This is a genomic window from Thioalkalivibrio sp. ALJ2 (assembly GCF_000378325.1).
GTDB lineage: Bacteria > Pseudomonadota > Gammaproteobacteria > Ectothiorhodospirales > Ectothiorhodospiraceae > Thioalkalivibrio.
In genome coordinates, this window is record NZ_KB899554.1 from 513,973 (window position 1) to 531,624 (window position 17,652).

Annotated in this window: 15 protein-coding genes; 9 read left to right on the forward strand and 6 right to left on the reverse strand. The window is 63.3% G+C overall.

Annotated elements, in window-relative coordinates; translation table 11 throughout:
* The first annotated feature begins 109 nt into the window (after window positions 1-109).
* From glnE to F468_RS0102405, 7 genes are all read left to right on the forward strand, one after another.
* On the forward strand, window positions 110-3,037 hold the full coding sequence (gene glnE, locus F468_RS0102375) for a bifunctional [glutamate--ammonia ligase]-adenylyl-L-tyrosine phosphorylase/[glutamate--ammonia-ligase] adenylyltransferase (protein WP_018994562.1): 2,928 nt from the start codon (window positions 110-112) through the stop codon (window positions 3,035-3,037).
* A 13-nt stretch (window positions 3,038-3,050) separates the two neighbouring features.
* The gene (locus F468_RS0102380) at window positions 3,051-3,971 is read left to right on the forward strand and encodes a branched-chain amino acid transaminase (protein WP_018175314.1); all 921 of its coding nucleotides are present in this window, start codon (window positions 3,051-3,053) and stop codon (window positions 3,969-3,971) included.
* Window positions 3,972-3,988: 17 nt separating this feature from the next.
* Entirely contained in the window at window positions 3,989-4,213 is a 225-nt protein-coding gene (locus F468_RS0102385) for a zinc-finger domain-containing protein (protein ID WP_018137983.1), read from the forward strand.
* A gap of 76 nt (window positions 4,214-4,289) precedes the next feature.
* On the forward strand, window positions 4,290-5,723 hold the full coding sequence (gene hldE / locus F468_RS0102390) for a bifunctional D-glycero-beta-D-manno-heptose-7-phosphate kinase/D-glycero-beta-D-manno-heptose 1-phosphate adenylyltransferase HldE (protein WP_018994563.1): 1,434 nt from the start codon (window positions 4,290-4,292) through the stop codon (window positions 5,721-5,723).
* Between the two features lie 88 nt (window positions 5,724-5,811).
* The gene (gene rfaD, locus F468_RS0102395; RefSeq protein WP_018993476.1) at window positions 5,812-6,765 is read left to right on the forward strand and encodes an ADP-glyceromanno-heptose 6-epimerase; all 954 of its coding nucleotides are present in this window, start codon (window positions 5,812-5,814) and stop codon (window positions 6,763-6,765) included.
* 15 nt (window positions 6,766-6,780) lie between these two features.
* The gene (locus F468_RS0102400) at window positions 6,781-7,701 is read left to right on the forward strand and encodes a Kdo hydroxylase family protein (RefSeq protein ID WP_018994564.1); all 921 of its coding nucleotides are present in this window, start codon (window positions 6,781-6,783) and stop codon (window positions 7,699-7,701) included.
* 2 nt (window positions 7,702-7,703) lie between these two features.
* Entirely contained in the window at window positions 7,704-8,447 is a 744-nt protein-coding gene (locus F468_RS0102405; protein WP_018994565.1) for a 3-deoxy-D-manno-octulosonic acid kinase, read from the forward strand.
* Here the strand turns inward: F468_RS0102405 and F468_RS0102410 are convergent.
* The 3 genes from F468_RS0102410 to msbA all read right to left on the reverse strand — a co-directional run bounded on the left by F468_RS0102410 (window position 8,417) and on the right by msbA (window position 12,406).
* On the reverse strand, window positions 8,417-9,535 hold the full coding sequence (locus tag F468_RS0102410) for a glycosyltransferase family 9 protein (RefSeq protein ID WP_018994566.1): 1,119 nt from the start codon (window positions 9,533-9,535) through the stop codon (window positions 8,417-8,419). The two genes, F468_RS0102405 and F468_RS0102410, sit on opposite strands and share 31 nt — an antisense overlap.
* Window positions 9,536-9,547: 12 nt before the next feature.
* Window positions 9,548-10,510, reverse strand: a complete 963-nt coding sequence (locus tag F468_RS0102415) for a lipid A biosynthesis acyltransferase (RefSeq protein ID WP_026296409.1) — start codon at window positions 10,508-10,510, stop codon at window positions 9,548-9,550.
* 102 nt (window positions 10,511-10,612) lie between these two features.
* Window positions 10,613-12,406 (reverse strand): lipid A export permease/ATP-binding protein MsbA, encoded by a 1,794-nt coding sequence (gene msbA / locus F468_RS0102420; protein ID WP_018994567.1) that lies wholly within the window; start codon window positions 12,404-12,406, stop codon window positions 10,613-10,615.
* Between the two features lie 233 nt (window positions 12,407-12,639).
* Between msbA and F468_RS0102425 the strand changes: the two genes are divergently transcribed.
* On the forward strand, window positions 12,640-13,479 hold the full coding sequence (locus F468_RS0102425) for a glycosyltransferase (RefSeq protein ID WP_018994568.1): 840 nt from the start codon (window positions 12,640-12,642) through the stop codon (window positions 13,477-13,479).
* Between the two features lie 35 nt (window positions 13,480-13,514).
* Window positions 13,515-14,765, forward strand: coding sequence for an O-antigen ligase (locus tag F468_RS0102430; protein ID WP_018994569.1), 1,251 nt, complete (start codon window positions 13,515-13,517; stop codon window positions 14,763-14,765).
* On the opposite strand, the gene F468_RS14025 is transcribed toward F468_RS0102430, so the two are convergent.
* From F468_RS14025 to F468_RS14550, 3 genes are all read right to left on the reverse strand, one after another.
* Window positions 14,656-15,522, reverse strand: a complete 867-nt coding sequence (locus F468_RS14025; protein ID WP_081616951.1) for a sulfotransferase family 2 domain-containing protein — start codon at window positions 15,520-15,522, stop codon at window positions 14,656-14,658. The genes F468_RS0102430 and F468_RS14025 overlap by 110 nt on opposite strands.
* Before the next feature lie 15 nt (window positions 15,523-15,537).
* Window positions 15,538-16,215 (reverse strand): sulfotransferase family 2 domain-containing protein, encoded by a 678-nt coding sequence (locus tag F468_RS0102435; RefSeq protein WP_018994570.1) that lies wholly within the window; start codon window positions 16,213-16,215, stop codon window positions 15,538-15,540.
* A 165-nt stretch (window positions 16,216-16,380) separates the two neighbouring features.
* Window positions 16,381-17,622, reverse strand: coding sequence for a glycosyltransferase (locus tag F468_RS14550; protein ID WP_156000510.1), 1,242 nt, complete (start codon window positions 17,620-17,622; stop codon window positions 16,381-16,383).
* Window positions 17,623-17,652: the final 30 nt, after the last annotated feature.

Consider the following 17,652-nt stretch of genomic DNA (forward strand, 5'->3'; position numbering starts at 1 on the left):
GGCTCCCTTGTGCAGAGTGACTGCACGGCAGTCGCCGCGCCTTGTTCGCACGCAAAAGCGACTCGAGCGCGAGCGTGTAAATTGATCAGTGTTTCCCTAAGCTTGGCCCATGGACAAGCCCCTGCCTGATACCCCCGAAGCCCTGCCCCCCTTCCTGGACGAGGAGGTCGAGCACCTATTGCAGGACCTTGGCGAAAAGGCCGACTGGCCCGGCAGCCTGTCGGGTCAGTCGGCCAGCCCGCTGGCCTTCAGCCATTACCTCGCCCAGACGGTGGGTCGGCATCCGGACTATCTGCTCGACACCCTGGATGACAAGGGGCGGGTGCCCGCGCGGGATGACGACGCCTTTGCCGCGATGCTGCGTGCCGCGCTGGAGAAGGCCGAAGGCGAAGGGCCGCTGAAGCAGGCGCTGCGCGAGGTTCGTCATCGCGAGATGATCCGCATCGCCTGGCGGGACCTGGAGGGGCGCGCGGACCTGGACGAGGTCATGCACGACCTCAGTCGGCTTGCCCAGGGCCTGATCCAGGGCGCGCTGGACTGGCTCGACCGCCACTACCAGGGTCGCCACGGGCAGCCGCGTGGGGCCGACGGCGCACCTCAGTCGCTGGTCGTGCTGGGGCTCGGGAAGCTCGGTGGTGGTGAGCTGAATTTTTCCTCCGATATCGACCTGATCTTCGCCTACGCCCAGTCCGGCGAGACTGATGGCGAGCGGGTCCTGGATAACGGTGCGTACTTTCAGAAGCTGGGGCGTGCCCTGATCGCGGCGCTGTCCGAGGTGACCGCCGACGGTTTTTGCTATCGCGTGGACATGCGCCTGCGCCCGTTCGGCGACTCGGGCCCGCTGGTAATGCACTTCGATGCGATGGAGGACTACTACCAGGCGCATGGCCGCGAGTGGGAGCGCTACGCCCTGATCAAGGCGCGTCCGCTGGCGGGCGATGCGGCCGCGGGGGATGCGCTGATGAAGCGTCTGCGTCCGTTCATCTACCGCCGCTATCTGGACTACGGCACGCTCGCGAACCTGCGCGAACTCAAGCAGATGATCAACGACGAGTCCGCCCGGCGGGGGCGCTACGAGGACGTCAAGCATGGCGAGGGCGGGATCCGCGAGATCGAGTTCATCGCCCAGTCGTTCCAGTTGATTCGCGGCGGGCGCGACCAGGCCCTCCAACGGCGAGACCTGCTGGGCGTGATGGAGGTGCTGCGAGCGCGCGACCTGCTGCCGGGCTACGCGGTCGACCAACTGGAGCGCAGTTATCGCTTTCTGCGCCGGGTCGAAAACCGCCTGCAGATGCTCAACGATCAGCAGACCCACCGTCTGCCGCGCTCTGCCGGCGACCGGACCCGCCTGGCCCTGTCGCTGGGATTCGACAGCGAGGTGACCTTCGAGGCGGCGCTGGTGCGCGAGCAGCGCCGGGTGCATGCGCACTTCGAACAGGTGTTTACCGCCCCGCAGCGCGACGATGCCGAGTCCATGGACAGCTCGCCCGAGGCGGACCGCGAACAGCAGTTGCATCGCCTGTGGCAAGGCTCGCTGGATGACGATGTGGCACGGGAGGCCTTGTCCTCCCTCGGCTTCGACGACCCCGGAGCGGCCCTGGAGGGGCTCGTGGATTTGCGCGAGAGCCCCGGCGTGCGCGCGATGAGCACCACGGGACGCCAACGGCTGGATCGTCTGATGCCGCTGCTGATCGGGGCCCTGGCCGAGATGGATGCCCCGGACGCAGTGCTGCCCCGCGCCCTTCAGATGGTACGTACCATCGCCCGCCGCTCGGTGTATCTGTCGCTGCTGGTCGAGAATCCGCTGGCGCTGTCGCAGCTGGTCAAGCTGGTCGCGGCCAGCCCCTGGATCAGCGAGCAGCTGACGCGCTTCCCCGTCCTGCTGGACGAGTTGCTCGACCCGCGTGCCCTGTATGCCCCGCCGGACCGGGACGGGATGCGCGAGGAACTGGAGGCGGAGCTCGCGCAGTTCCCGGGTGAGGACCACGAGCAGATGCTGGACCGCCTGCGCCAGTTCAAGCAGGTGCAGACGCTGCGCGTGGCGGCGGCCGACATCATGGGCTTTCTGCCGTTGATGAAGGTCTCCGACCACCTGACCTGGCTGGCGGAGGTGATGCTCGAGCGTGTGCTCAAGCTCGCCTGGGACAAGCTGGTCGAGCGTCACGGCGCGCCGCGCTGCGGCGAGGGCGACGACCTGCGCCCGGCGCGCTTCGCGGTGATCGGCTACGGCAAGCTGGGCGGCTTCGAGCTCGGATATGGCTCCGATCTGGACGTCGTATTCCTGCATGATTCCGAGGGCGAGGACGCGCAGACCGCCGGGCCGAAGGTGATCGACAACACCGAGTTCTTTGCCCGGGTCGCGCAGCGCGTGGTCCATCTGCTGGGGGCCTTTACCGCGGCCGGCAGGCTGTACGAGGTGGATACGCGGCTGCGCCCGAGCGGCACCTCCGGTCTGCTGGTCAGCGGGCTGCAGGCCTTCCGGCGTTATCAGGACGAATCCGCCTGGACCTGGGAACATCAGGCACTGGTGCGCGCCCGCTTCGTCGCCGGTGATCCTGAGCTGGGCAAGCGGTTCGATGCCCTGCGCCGCGAGGTGCTGACCCGCGAACGCGACACCGATGCCCTGCGGGCGGAGGTCGTCGAGATGCGCCAGCGCATGCTGGCCGAGCACGCCTCGAAAAAGGGCCAGGGCTTCCATCTCAAGCGCGATCGGGGCGGTATCACTGATATCGAATTCATGGTTCAATACTGGGTTTTGGTATCCGCCCACGACCATCCCGCCGTCTGCAACTGGCCGGACAAGATCCGCACGCTGGAGACCCTCGGGCGCGAGGGCGTGATCGGCGAGGACCTGAGCGAGGTGCTGGCGGATGCCTATCGGGATTTGCGCAACCGCATCCATCGCCTGACGCTGGCGGGCCGGGAGGCCCGGGTCGAGGAGCCGGACGACGAGCTGCTGGCGGTGCGCGACCGCATAATCGAAACCTGGAATGACCTGTTCGGCGCGCCGGATCCGGTCGCCAACAAGAACGCCTAGAGGGATACAAGACATGTCGATGGCCGACCGCGACGGGGTGATCTGGCTGGACGGGCAGATGGTGCCCTGGCGCGAGGCGCAGACCCACGTGCTGACCCACACCCTGCATTACGGCATGGGCGTGTTCGAGGGCGTGCGCGCCTACAAGACCGAGCGCGGCCCGGCGATCTTTCGCCTGCAGGACCACACCCGGCGCCTGTTCAACTCCGCCAAGATCCTCGGCATGACCATCCCGTACTCGGCCGACGAGCTGAACGACGCGCAGATCGCCTCGGTCCGCGACAACGGCCTGGAGAGCGCCTACCTGCGCCCGATGTGCTTTCTCGGCTCCGAGGGCATGGGTCTGCGCGCGGACAACCTCAATGTGCACGCGATGGTCGCGGCCTGGCACTGGGGCGCCTATCTGGGCGACGAGGGCATGGAGAAGGGCATCCGCATCCGCACCTCGTCCTACAGCCGGCACCACGTGAATGTGACCATGTGCAAGGCCAAGGCCAACGGCAACTACATGAACTCGATGCTGGCCCTGCAGGAGGCGACCCGCTGCGGCTACGACGAGGCCATGCTGCTGGATACCGAGGGCTACGTGGCCGAGGGCAGTGGCGAGAACATCTTCCTGGTGCGCGATGGCGTGCTGGTCACCCCGGACCTGACCTCCGCGCTGGACGGCATTACCCGCCGCACGGTGATCGCGCTGGCCGAGGAGGAAGGCCTGCGCGTGGTGGAGAAGCGCATCACTCGGGACGAGGTCTACATTGCCGACGAGGCCTTCTTTACCGGGACCGCCGCCGAGGTGACCCCGATCCGCGAGGTCGACGACCGGCCGATCGGCTCCGGCACCCGCGGGCCGATTACCGAACGCCTGCAATCGCGCTATTTTGATGTCGTACAGGGCCGCGACCGTCAGCACGACGGCTGGCTGACCTACCTCTGACACGCGAGACGAAAACCATGGTCAATCCCGATACCGCTCATCACCAGGACCAGTACGAGACCGCGAACGCGCAGCCGGAGATCACGGTCACCAAGAAAGACCTGCCGCTGCACTGCCCGACGCCGAAGATGGCGCTATGGGCCTCGCACCCGCGCGTCTACCTGCCGATCGACGAGACCCCGGACGGCCGCTACCAGTGCCCCTACTGTGGCACCCAGTTCATCCTGAAGGACGACGCCTGATCATCGTGGGCCCGCGCCCTGGCATCTGCGCCGGGGTGAATCGTGCCCGCCCCGGGCGTTCCCGCGCACGCATCCGATGAAGCTCTCCCTGCCCCCGTTTGATCAGGCCCGTGTGCTGGTGGTCGGCGACCTGATGCTGGATCGCTACTGGCACGGCGGCACCGATCGTATCTCGCCCGAGGCCCCGGTCCCGGTGGTCCACGTGAGCGAGATCGAGCAGCGTCCGGGCGGGGCCGGCAACGTCGCACTGAACCTTGCCGCCCTGGGTGGTCATGCCGATCTGGTCGGTGTGACCGGCGAGGACGAGGCCGCGGCCGAACTGTCCGGTCTGCTCGAGGGCGCGGGAGTGGCCTGCCACTTCCGCCGCCAGCCCGGGGCGGCCACCATCACCAAACTGCGCGTGATCAGCCGCCACCAGCAGCTGATCCGCCTCGACTTCGAGGACGGTTTCCCCGGCACCCGCGCCGCCGACCTGCTGCCACAGGTCGAGCCCCTGCTGGCCAACTGCGGCGCCGTCGTCCTGTCCGACTACGCCAAGGGCGCGCTGCGCGACCCCCAACCCCTGATCCAGGCCGCCCGCGCCGCCAGAGTCCCCGTGCTGGTCGACCCCAAGGGCCGTGATTTCTCGCTCTATAGTGGGGCGACGCTGATCACCCCCAATCTGACCGAATTCGAGGCGGTGGTGGGGCGCTGCGCCGACGAGACCGAACTGGTCGCGCGAGGCGAGGCACTTGCCCGGGACTGTGGGATCGAAGGGCTGCTGGTGACGCGGGGCGAAGACGGCATGAGCCTGATTCGTCCGGGCGCCGTGCCAGTGCATCTGGGGGCCCGGGCACGGGAGGTGTTCGATGTAACGGGGGCCGGCGATACCGTGATTGCGACGCTGGCGGCCGGACTGGCAACCGGCCTGGAACTGCCTCAGGCGATGGCCCTGGCCAATATTGCTGCCGGTATCGTGGTGGCCAAGCTGGGTACCGCGACAGTCAGCGTAGCGGAACTGCGCCGTGCCCTGCAGGATCAGGAGCAGACCGGGCGTGGGGTGCTGACCGAGGATGAGCTGCTGCACGCCGTGGCGGATGCTCGCGTACATGGTGAACGCATCGTGATGACCAACGGCTGTTTCGACCTGCTGCATGCCGGGCATGTCGCCTATCTGGAGCGTGCTCGCAGTCTGGGCGACCGCCTGATTGTGGCGGTCAACGACGATGACTCGGTACGCCGCCTGAAGGGAGAGGGGCGTCCGGTGAACCCCGTCGAGCAGCGCATGGCGGTCCTCGCCGGGCTCGCCTCGGTGGACTGGGTCGTGCCGTTCTCCGAAGACACCCCGGCGCGCCTGATCGGAGAGGTCCTTCCCGATCGGCTGGTGAAGGGCGGGGACTACCGCCCGAAGGACATCGCCGGGCACGATGCGGTGGTGGCACACGGCGGACGCGTGGAGATCCTCGACTTCCTCGATGGTTGCTCGACCTCGTCGATGATCGAACGCATGCGCAAGCCCTCGGAGCCCTGACACCCGGCGTCCCTCACCACGCTTTCCCCGTCTTTCGTGCGCCGCGTACAATGCGGCGCATCCCCAGCTTTTTTCAGGAGTTGTCCCCGTGATTATTGTTACCGGCGGTGCCGGATTCATCGGCAGCAATCTGGTCAAGGAGCTCAACCGTCGGGGTCGCACCGACATCATTGTGGTCGACAACCTGACCCATGGGCAGAAGGCGCTGAACCTGACCGACTGCATCATCGCCGACTATCACGACAAGGAAGATTTCCGCGACCTGGTCGATGGCGATGCCCACCTGGGGCCAGTGGAGGCTGTGTTCCACATGGGCGCCTGTTCGGCGACGACCGAGTGGGACGGGCGCTACATCATGCGTAACAACTTCGCCTACACCCGCGAGCTGTTCCACTGGTGCCAGGATCGACGTATCCCGTTTATTTATGCCTCGTCGGCCGCGGTGTACGGCGGTAACGACACCTTCCGCGAGGACCCGACTCACGAGCGCCCGCTGAATGCATACGGTTATTCCAAGCTCGCATTCGACCAGTATTTGCGCCGGCACATGGATCAGCTGACCGCCCAGGTGGTGGGGCTGCGCTATTTCAATGTCTACGGCCCGCGCGAGGGCTACAAGGGCGGGATGGCGAGCGTGATCCATCACTTCAGCAACCAGCTGCGCGAGGGCAATACGGTCCGGCTGTTCGAGGGCTGTGATGGTTACGCCGATGGCGAACAGCGCCGCGACTTCGTTGATGTGCGTGACTGCGTGAACCTGAAGCTGTGGTTGCTGGAACATCCGGAGGTCAACGGGATCTACAATTGCGGGACCGGTCGCGCGCGGACCTTCAACGACATGGCGCGTGCGACGATCGACTGGTTCGGCCGCGGCGAGATCGAGTACATCCCGTTCCCGGATCACCTGAAGGGCCGCTACCAGAGCTATACCCAGGCCGATCTGTCGCAGCTGCGTGCGGCCGGCTGCGACCTGGAATTTCACGATATCGAGGACGGTGTGCACGCCTACCTCGATGCGGTCGCGGCCGATCAGGCCGATTGATTCCGGAGAAGTAGCATGAGTGGCCAGCCCCTGCATCGCGTTCGCGCGGACGAGTATGAAACCCCCGGTGATCGCCTGGAGCGCTCGCTGGAGGAGGGGCACGTGTTGTTGTTCGAGCCGGGACGCCTGCCGCTGCCGGATGAGCAGGACCTGGCCTTTCTGCGCGACGAGGTCGGGCGGCTGCTCAGTCTGAAGAACATCAGCTATCACCCGCATGGAGACTTTATCAGCGGCCTGAAGAATGAGGGCGACGCAGGCGCGCGCGTGCGCCGTATCCTGCGCGAGTACGGCCAGCGGGTGGAGGGCTTCCTGGGGCATCTGCTACCGGGATTCACCAGCGGCTGGAGCCCGCGCAAGATCAACTTCCGTCCGGTGCAGGAGAAGGGCCGGGTGATCAAGCGGCACTCCAACAACGAACTTTTGCATGTGGACGCCTTCCCGGCCGGGGCCACTCACGGATGGAGGCCGTTGCGCTTCTTTACCAACATCAACCCGGAAGAGGCGCGCATCTGGCGGGTGGCCGAGGAGTTCGGCGAACTCTATCGCCAGTTCGGCGCCGCCGCCGGCATTGCCCCTCCACCGCGCTTGCGCCAGGGGCTGGCGGAGCGCGCATGGACGGGCAGTCTGCGTGCACTGTCGGCCCTTAACCTTCCGCAGCTCGAAGTGGTCGGTGATACCTCGCCCTACGATCGCGCGATGCGGCGCATGCACAACTGGATGAAGGACAGCGACGAGTTCCAGAATGCCCCGGGACGTGGTACGGAACTGAGCTTCGAGCCGTATTCCAGCTGGTGCGTGCTGACCGACCAGGTCAGTCATGCGGCGCTGTCCGGCCAGCACGCGCTGGTGGCCACCTTCTACGTGCGCCCTGAGGCCTGTCATATGCCCGAGCGTTCCCCCTGGGGGGTGCTGGAGGCCGCCGGCCGGGCTGCCTGAGCGTGGAAGCCCGCCACTGGCGTCGCGGGCGGGTCCGCGTGCTGCATGACGCGGCCCTGCCCGCCGTCCCGGAATCCTGGTGGTTCGATTTCGGCGAGCTGGAGCGTCGAGGTCTGGTGACGGGCCGCGGCGGTGGCCGTGGCAGTGTGGCGTTCTTCCGCAGCCCTTTCGATCCCGACGAGCAATGGGTGCTGCGCCACTACATGCGTGGCGGGACTGTTGCGCGCATTCTGGGCGATCGTTACCTGTGGCAGGGTCTTGCCGAGACCCGTCCCTGGCGCGAGTGGAGCTACACGGCCCGGCTGTATGATGAAGGACTGCCTGTGCCGCGCCCGGTGGCCGGGCGCGTGGTGCGTTCCGGGCCGCTGTATGCGGCCGATCTGATTACGGTGCGGGTACCGGGGGCGCGTTCACTGGATGAGAACCTTGGCGAGGCCGGGGTTTCGGATACCACGTGGCGGGCGGTGGGCGCCTGCATCCGGCGCTTCCACGATGCCGGGCACTGGCATCCGGACTTGAACAGCCGCAACATCCTAATCGCCTCGGATGGACGGGTCAGCGTCATCGACTGGGATCGTGGGCGGCATCGAGCCGGAACGGACCCGGACTGGCGCGAGGCCAATCTGCAGCGGCTGCGCCGCGACCTGGAGAAGCGCCTGCGGATTCGCAGCCGCTGGGTCTACACCGGTGCCTGCTTTGTGGCCCTGCGTGCCGGTTATGAGGCGGGCGCGTCCTCGGGCGACTGAGCCGCGGCCATCGGCGGCCGGGCGCGGGGCGCGCCCGCTGCCATCAATGCATCCAGTCGTTCGATTGCGTCTTCGGGCCGGATCAGCTCCATTACACCGGGTCGCTCGATCTTGGTGCCCCAGCGGATCGCGCTGGCCGGTTTGCCCAGTTCCCGTCGGGCGGCCTCATCGTAACGATCCACGCACCACTGTCCGCTGTAGTAGGGGCGTGCACGGCCCGGGTTGGTGCAGGCGTACAGGCCGATCACTGGGGTACCCATCGCGTTCGCCATGTGGGCTGGGCCCGAATCCGGGCTGACCACGGCGGTCGCGCGGCCGAGGATGGCCAGCATCTCCTTGATCGATGTGGCCCCGACCAGGCTCCGGTGAGAGAACCGGCTGTGCTTCAGGGTGGCCTCGCCCATTTGGCGCTCCAGTTCGGAAGGCCCCCCGGTAATCAGTACCTGCAGGCCGTGTGTTCGAAACGCGTGGTCGGCCACCTGCGCGCAGCCCTCGGCGGTCCAGTTGCGCAGGGGGTGACTGGAGCAGGGGCTGATCACCAGCGTCGGGGTGTCGTCGGGAATCTCGTCGCGGGCGCGCGCTGTGGCGTCCTCCGGTACGGGAATGTCCCAGACCATGTGGCGACGGCGGATCCCCAGTGTCTCGATGAAGCTGAAATAAATGTCGATTACATGCTGACCGGGGTGCGGCGGGATGCGCGCGTTGATGAACAGACCATGCAGATCGCGCGAACGGGCGCGGTCATAGCCCAGGCGCAGGTCAGCCCGAATGCCCAGGCTGGCGATATTGGCGCGCATGGCGAACTGGTTGTGCAGCAGCACGTCGAAGCGCTCGCCGCGCAGTTGCCGCCAGAGTTCGCGGTAACCGGCCCAGCCGGCCGTCTTGTCGAAGATCCGAAACTCCACATCCGGGATATCACCTACCAGAGCGTGCTCAGCGCGCCCGACGACCCAAGTCAGCCGGGTGTCCGGCCATTCGTGTTGCAGGGTGCGGACCACCGGTGTCATGTGAGTCACGTCGCCCAGCGCCGAGAAGCGCAGGATGCACAGGGACTCGGGCGGGCTGGTCAGGGGTAGTACGCGGGGCATGGTCGCTGCGGCTCACTTGTGAGACTTGCGGCGCCCGGAGCGACGGGCTCGGCGGTGATCCTTGACGCCGGGGTACATGTCTACCTCGGGGTCCGGTTGGCTCTTGAAACGGCGGTGTGCCCAAAAGTACTGCTCCGGGTGTTCGCGTACGGCCTGCTCGATAATCTGGTTCATACGTGCGGCGTCCGCCTCATCGTCTCCGGAGGGATAGTTCTCCAGCTTCGGCCCGAGCACCACTTCGTAGCCCTCGTGTCCGGGCAGGGCGTGATAGAAAAGCGGCACGACACGTGCCTTGCTCATTCGCGCAAGACGCGGGAGTCCGGTCACGGTGGCGGCCGGGATGCCGAAGAACGGAGCAAAGACGTTCTGTCGGCTGCGATAGTTCTGATCGCCCGCGTACCAAACGGGTCGACCATCACGAAGGGTGCGCACGATGCCGCGCAGGTCATCTTTGGACAGTACGGGCCCGATCCTGGCCCTTCCCTGCCGCATGGTGGCATCCGCCTGGGGCCGGCGATCCATGGGCTTGTAGATCACGGCCATGTCGATTTGCCGACTCAGCAGGCGGCCGGCGATCTCGATTGGCGTGAAATGACCCGAGAGCAGGATTACAGGCGACCCGTCGGCCTGTGCCTCCTCCAGATGCTCCAGTCCGCGGACGCGCAGCGGGATGTTGTCTACACGTGGTCCGCCGAACCATGCCAGCGCCAGTTCGGCAAAGCCGCGACCGGTATAACGGAAGTTGGAGCGTACCAGGGCCTCGCGTTCGCGGGCCTCCAGTTCAGGGAAGCACAGTTCGAGGTTGCGGCGGATGATCAGTCGTCGCTGGCGGGCCAAAATATAGGTAACAGGCCCGAGCGTCTCGCCCAGACGCAGCACGAGCGGCGCGGGCAGACGAGCGATAAGCCATAGCAGGCCTACGCCGAGCCTGTGGCCCCAGTTGGAAAAAAGTGCCAGGTGAGCGCTCACGGGGATGGCATCAAGTGGGAGTTGATGGCAGAGCCGCTCAGTATATCAGGGGCATCCGGGCCCTTGGTGTGTCGCAGGGATCAGGTGACGTTCCGCGCTGATGTTTCTTCACCGGGGCCCCTCTTTTCCGTCTTCGAACTGGACCTTGTGCAATGCAGCGTATGCACCATTGCGGCCCAGAAGCTCGGCGTGGGTGCCGGCTTCGGTGATGCGCCCGGAATCTACCACCACGATGCAATCGGCATCTTCAATAGTCGAGAGGCGGTGAGCGATCACAAGAGTGGTGCGATCGCGCATCAGAGTCTCCAGTGCGAGCTGGATCTTTTGCTCCGACTCGGAGTCCAGCGCCGACGTGGCCTCGTCAAGGATCAGAATGGGTGCGTTTTTGAGGAGCGCTCGCGCAATGGCGACACGCTGGCGTTGCCCGCCGGACAGCATGATGCCGTTCTCGCCAACGACCGTGTCAAAGCCATTCGGGAGCTTGTCGATGAAATCGAGCGCATTGGCCGCTCGCGCCGCTTCTCGGAGCTGGTCTTCCGAGGGTGGTTCCTTCATCCCATAGGCGATGTTGTGTGCCAGTGTGTCGTTGAACAGGACCACGTGCTGGCTGACGACGGCTATTTGGGAACGGAGATCCTGAAGGCGGTATTCCTGAATTGGGTGTCCGTCCAGGCGGATTTCACCTTCGTCGATCTCGTAGAAGCGGGGCAAGAGCCGAGCCAGCGTCGTCTTGCCGCTGCCTGAGCGGCCTACTAGGGCAACGGTCTGGCCTGGTTGGATGACCAGGTTGATATCCTGGAGTACTCGTTGGTGGCTCGTCGGGTACTGGAACCCTACGTGATCGAATTCGATCAGCCCCGTGGCGCGGTGCAGGGGGCGCTTGCCGTTATCTGCCTCCGGAGGGGTGTCCAGGACCTCGAATACACTCTCGCCTGCGGCCAGTGCTTTCTGGATCTCGGCATTGACGCCCACGATGCGCTTGAGTGGGGGTAGCAGCAGGAGCATGGCGACGACAAACGAGACCATCCCTCCAGGCGAAATCGTCTCGAGTACCAAGTCCATGGTTGCGAGGTAGACGATGAGGGCCAGGGCAATGATGGCTCCGAATTGCGATAACGGCTGGGCGGCGGCCTGTACGGCCTTATGGCGCATGGCCTGGCGGTGAAACCGCTCGTTGGTATCACCAAAGCGTCGGGCTTCATAGTCCATCGCGCCGAAGATCTTGACCTCCGTCTGGCCTCGAATCCCGTCTTCAGCGATTTGCGCGTAATCCCCGGTTGACTGCTGCATGCGGCGGCTGATCTTCCGGAATTTGTGGTTGGCGCCCGTAATTACCAGGCCGACGATAGGCGCCACGGTGAAGACGATGAGCACGAGCCAACCGCTGAGGTAGGTCATGTAGGCCAGAAGAAACAAGACGGTGAAGCTGTCCCGAATCAGGACGACGATGGCCTTGGATGCGGCCGAACTGATCTGCGTCACGTTGTACGTGAGCTTGGCCAGCAGGGTGCCGGGGGAGTGCCGGTCGAAAAACGAAGATGGCAATCGGAGATAATGTTCGAACACCGCTTGGCGGATGTCTTTCACTACCTTGCGCCCGATCCAGGCGACGCTGTAATCCGAAGCGAAGGTGGTCAAGCCGTGAAAGAGGAAAATCCCGATCAGGGCAGCCGGTACCCACAGGCGAGCGCCGGCGTCTTGCTCGATAAAGGTGCCGTCAACGAGTGGCTGGATAATCCAGGCGAACGCGGCCTGACCGGCGGCGGCCAGGATCATCGCTGTGATCGCCAGGACGCCCAGGCGCCAGTAGGGCTTGATGAACGCAAAGATGCGTTTGTAAAGGTGCCAGGACTCGCCAGCGGTCGGGTGGTTCGGGTTCTGGTCGATCGAGCGGGCGCCCATCTGGGTTCCTTGGCAGGCTAGGTGCTAGGCTTGGCGACACTGCATTGATGTGCGGCGCACCTGGGCAAGCGGAGCGCAAGCCGGGTCAGTAAGCCGAGATGGTGCGCATGATAACAGACGTCCGGATCCGTCCCAGGATCAGGGACGCGATACTGGCCGCATGGTAGCATGCGCGCCTGACCTGCCATGTCCCCTGATGTGGGCGCTTGTGCGCAGCCTATCCGGAGTAGTTTATGTCGAGCCATACCATTGTTCCCGGTCGTATCAGCATCTCGATTCCTCACTGGCAGGTCCTGCCTCTGCTGCAGCCGTGCCTGCGTTCGATCCGCAAGAACACGCGCGGCAAGGATGTGGAGGTCATCGTCATCGACAATGGTTCGAAAGACGAAAGCCTGGAGTACCTGCGTTCGCTGGAATGGATCCGCTTGATCGAGCGACCGGAAGAGGGGCTGTTCAATTTCCCGCACAACGTCTGGACCTCGCACGATATCGCGTTGAAAGAGGCCACAGGCGAGTTTCTGGTTACGATGCATACGGACCTGTTTGTAAAGCGCGAGGACTGGCTGGACGAATACCTCAAGGCGATGGGAGATGATCCCCGTCTTGGTGGTGTGGGCACATGGAAGCTGGAGCTGAAGAACCCTGTCTATGAGTTCCAGAAGCGTGTCTTTCACGTGATCCGTAGCAACATCAAGTACGCTCTTGGGCTGCGCAAGAAGCGCTACGTGTGGAAGCAGGGTCACTATCCCAAGGACTTCTGTGCGATGTATCGCCGCCAGATTCTGCTGGACGAGGGGCTCACTTTCCGCAGTGTTGAGGGCAAAAAGGGTTTCTACGACCAGAGTGGTGGCTACTCGATTTCCGCCCAGCTCTGGGACAAGGGGTGCCCGACCAAAGTTGTTCCAGTGCGTACCATGATGCCGCGCATCGTCCACCTTGGGCATGGCACTGCTGCTGTCTCCCCCGAGAAGACCCATCGCCGGAACCAGCAGAAGCTCGAGACCCGACGTGATTCGCTGTTTGACGAGGCTTGGGTGCAGGAGCTGCAAACCAATACGGCTCTTGATCGATGAGCACAGAATCCCGCTGATCGGGCGAGGCTGATGCCGTGAATGCTGGCGCATTCTTCCGGGGGCGCGGATTCTGGTCTTTTGCCCGGTTTCGCGCCGGGGTCAGGGATTCCCGGTGGCTCGGCTGGGCGCTGGCTATATTCCTTGCGGGGTTTCTTGCCGCCTGGAGTACCCGCTTTCATCGCGATGTTCTGTACCTCCTGATAGTTTTGCCGTTCCTGCTGGCCATGAGGTGGCAGGACTGGGGCCTCCTTCTTTCTTCTCGCGTCTTCCAGTTTCTGATCCTGTGGGTCGGAGTGCTCTCGGCCTCGATGCTGTGGAGTGACCCAAGTCTGGTCGACGCCGACGAAGTCTATGACAAGGTCCGCTATGCGCTTCTGACCCTCATTTTTGTCTCGGCGACAGCCTGGGTTGTAGCGACCCGCGACGACTGGTTCGATCGCCTGGTGCTGGTATTGATACCCATAGCGGCGGTTGTTCTCGTGTATTCCATCGGGGTTTACTACGCGGATCATCCGTTTCCCTCGGCGCGACTGAACAACATGGTCTTCTACCGCGACAGTCCGAATCGCGGTTCCGTCGGCTTCTTGCTGGTGGCGCTAATCGGATTGGCCGTCGCCTTGAATCGAGACAAGGGGTATCTGCGGGTTCTGGGCTGGGTCGGCGTCGCAGTCGGGGTGGCGTTTATTCTTCTTGCGCAAAGCCGTGCGCTCCTGCTCGGATTCTCAATCGGGGCGGTTGTCCAACTTGCCTATTATCGGTACTGGAAGGTGCTGTTGGGGCTCGTCTTCGGGGTGGGGGCGTTCGTAGTCGTAGCTCACGTTATGGATTTTGGGTTCCGAAGCTTCATCGAACGCGCGGATGCTAATCGCTTCACTGTTTGGTTGGCCGTTGTCGATCGCATCATCCAGAACCCATGGTACGGGGAGGGGGTCATCCTCGATCGTACCGTCATGGGCGGTGACGGCCGAACATATTACAGCCCGCACAGTATCTGGCTGATGTCGACGCTTGTGGCGGGGATGCTCGGAGTTGCCGCTTGGGTGCTGCTGGTCCTGGTCGCCATGCGGGAGGCCTTTCACCAGTCGCGTCGTGAGTTCTGTGGGCGAGCTACTGCAGTCTTTGGCATATCGATGTTTTTTGCCGGTGTCTTTCTGCTGTCATTTGCGGGTCATGAGATCATTCATCAGGTGAACCCGCATTTTTGGCTAGGCCTGTGGTTCCCGCTTGCGCTGCTCGTTGGGCATGAGCTTCGCCGTCGGCGGACTCTGCAGAACCCCAGACGTTGAAATCATAGCCAAACGCCTCTATCTCGCGCGCGAAGATTTGGCGCAGACGCTGCCTCTGCTCTCGGCTCAGAAATTCATGGGGAGGGCCGGTCTTCGTATTTCGATGGCCTTTTTTTAGACTGGGAAGCCAGCCATCAAATGGGATGCCGATCATCTTCCCTGCATGGTCCAGCGACTGGCCGAGCTCTTCGTAACGATATACTCGGTCCATCACGATTTCGTTGTCGATGGTGTAGATCGGCCAGTTGCTTCCATGGGAGGCGCCATATCGTTTCTGTGTCTCACGGTGGTCCGATTCCAGAGCGTCCAGGAACCGATCGAAAGGGAATTGGGACCCTTTGACGTGCTGCCGCCAGACCCAAAGGGAGATAGCCCTGTCGAACGGATTACGCTCGAAGCAGAATTTATAGTAGCTATCCCACATCGATGGCGGCAAAAAATCCCGAATCTCTTGCGCGGTCATGTGTTCGGGTATTACTTCAAGGAAACGCTCCAGCCTCGGGCGGCGATCATTTTGTGGTCGGATTCGGTCCAGGCACCATGCGCGCCAGCCGCGCATTTTGTCGCTCGTGGATAACGACGCCCAGGGACGGAGGTTGTTTTTCGGCAAGACCCCGTATTTTTTTCTGGCGTCTGGCACATGCGCAATAAGATCGCTTGGCCCCGCGTAACGGGCAAGCGATGCAAACACGCTAGAGCTTGCGGTTTTTCGAGTTCGTAGAAATATGAATCGGTGCTGGTGGGAGATGATCGTCATATGGTGTCGTTTTGTCTATCGCTGCCACTTGGGCTCTAGTGCTTGTGAGGGCGGTTCGGCATGGTGGTCGAGGGCTTTCGAGTATCCGAGTGTCTCGAAGTCTTTTCCGTACGTTTGTGAGATGTACTCCAGGCTGGTGTTGTCGTAGAGCTCGAAGATCCGAGATGACGCTCCTGTCTTGCCACGTGCCCAGTCAGATCGTTCACTGTGATGTGGAAGCGCGAGTCGGGTGCGGATGGCGTTCAGATGCTTCGTGAGTGTTTCGACGGAGCCTAGGTAGTCTAGACGGTCGATTCCGCACGGAATCAGATCCGTTTGGCGAAACCAGTGGACGTCGTCGCGATAGCCGCCTTTCGCGAGGTATGCGCAGAACTCGTTGAAGGTGATTGGCGCGGTGCTCGCGCGACCCAGCGCTCTCGCGACGGGGACCCTTTGACGCTTTTGGCCTTGGATTTTGTCCAAGTATGCTGACGCTACGCGGGTATATGGGTTTCGAACAACCGAAAAGAGGAAGAACCGCTGGTGAAGGCGGTAGGTCTCCAGGAACCCCAATGAGCTCGCACGATCGTATCCGGATTTATAGGCTCCGGCGCTGTCGCCGTTTTCGGTTTCGATATTGCTGATGGCATAGCTGACAGTGGAATTGGCCGCTTTGGGTATGCGGAAATAGATGAAACGCCGTTCTCGGTCCACGGCAATTCGAGTGTCGACCTTGGTGGTACCGTATCGACACGGATAGCGGAGAAAGAAAGGCGACAGGTGGACTTTCAGATGCGTTCGCAACCCCATGGTCGGTACCTTTGCTTCATCTGGCGCAACAGTTGGAAATAGGCTCGATCAGGTTCGTGATGTCGCCGGTCAGGGGGACAGGTAGTGTTCTGCGGCCCGGGCGGCGGTGAACTGGGAGGCCCGGTCTTTCAGGAGCAAGCGATCGGGGGGGGCGTCGATCGTGGCCAGCAGGGCCTCTGAAATCTGTGCCGGGTCGGATGGCACCATGGTGCCGAAGCGACCGTGATCCAGGATTTCAGCGGGTCCCCCCGGGCAGTTGGTGGCAACAACAGGGCAGCCCGATGCCAGCGCTTCGACGAGCACGTTACCAAAACCTTCCCAGCGCGAGGTGAGGGCGAAGACTGATGCCCGAACCATATACTTTAGCGGGTTCGCGGCGAACCCCGGCATGTGGATGTCCTGTCGAATACCGAGTTCGTCAGCCAGTCTCTCCAGATTGGCGCGCTCTGGCCCGTCACCCAGGATTATTAACCGGAGTGGGCGCGTTTGTCGCGCGGCTGCGAATGCTCGGATGAGCGTAGCCTGGTCCTTCTGAGCGGTCATCCGCCCGACATTCAGGATCACTGGGGGGGAGCTTTCGGCGAACCAAGGGTGATCGAATGGTTCGCGGATCCGTTCCCACAGGGCATCCGTGACTACCGGGTTGTAGACGGTCTTGATGCGTTCTCTTGGCAGATCGAGCGTGCTTGCCAGATCATCGGCTACTGCGTCAGAGATCGCCACGAGCGAGTCGGCCTGCGAATACATGCGCCGCAGCAGGGGGCGCAGGTGGTGCCAGCGCCAGAGTCGACGATGTTTTTCTGTCGTAAGCGTGTTCGACAAAGGGTTATGTTCGCTAAGGGTCAGGCGAGGTTTGTGCGTTGTTCCGGATCGAGCGATGGCAAGTGTCAGGTTTTCCTGGGTTCCTCCTCCGATTATCCGTTCTGGGCGATACCCTTCGATATATTGCTGGACGCTTCTTAGGTAGCGAAGCGGCTTGGCACCTTTGGCCGGGAGAATCACGGGTTTGAGTAATTCCTTCCAGCTGTCGGGCGCGCTGTTGAGCGCGCGGATGCGCGTTGCTATTGGGTGTTCGCGCCGCAGACGAATGGCATGCCGATCGGGTTGGTCGGCAAGGTGTTCCAGCCCGTCCGGATTCAACACCAGCAAGTCCACCTTGATGCCCATGCGGAGAAACTCGTTGGCGAGGTTCCAGCGATTTCGTTCGAGTCCTCCACCGGCGCCGTAAAGGTGGCGCATGTGGGCAAATACGATCCCCACACGCTCGGGGTATTCGTCAGGCCCTTGCGGCCCCTTTTCAGAAGGTTTCATCGCTGGGTCAGGCGCAGGCGCAAGTGATCG

Coding starts and splice junctions, on each gene's coding strand:
- msbA (WP_018994567.1), bottom strand. CDS start 12,406: ATGGGCGCCCGCTCGATCGACCAGAACCCGAACCACCCGACCGCTGGC.
- F468_RS0102385 (WP_018137983.1), top strand. CDS start 3,989: ATGGTCAATCCCGATACCGCTCATCACCAGGACCAGTACGAGACCGCG.
- glnE (WP_018994562.1), top strand. CDS start 110: ATGGACAAGCCCCTGCCTGATACCCCCGAAGCCCTGCCCCCCTTCCTG.
- F468_RS0102380 (WP_018175314.1), top strand. CDS start 3,051: ATGTCGATGGCCGACCGCGACGGGGTGATCTGGCTGGACGGGCAGATG.
- hldE (WP_018994563.1), top strand. CDS start 4,290: ATGAAGCTCTCCCTGCCCCCGTTTGATCAGGCCCGTGTGCTGGTGGTC.
- F468_RS14025 (WP_081616951.1), bottom strand. CDS start 15,522: ATGACGATCATCTCCCACCAGCACCGATTCATATTTCTACGAACTCGA.
- F468_RS0102400 (WP_018994564.1), top strand. CDS start 6,781: ATGAGTGGCCAGCCCCTGCATCGCGTTCGCGCGGACGAGTATGAAACC.
- F468_RS0102425 (WP_018994568.1), top strand. CDS start 12,640: ATGTCGAGCCATACCATTGTTCCCGGTCGTATCAGCATCTCGATTCCT.
- F468_RS0102410 (WP_018994566.1), bottom strand. CDS start 9,535: ATGCCCCGCGTACTACCCCTGACCAGCCCGCCCGAGTCCCTGTGCATC.
- F468_RS14550 (WP_156000510.1), bottom strand. CDS start 17,622: ATGAAACCTTCTGAAAAGGGGCCGCAAGGGCCTGACGAATACCCCGAG.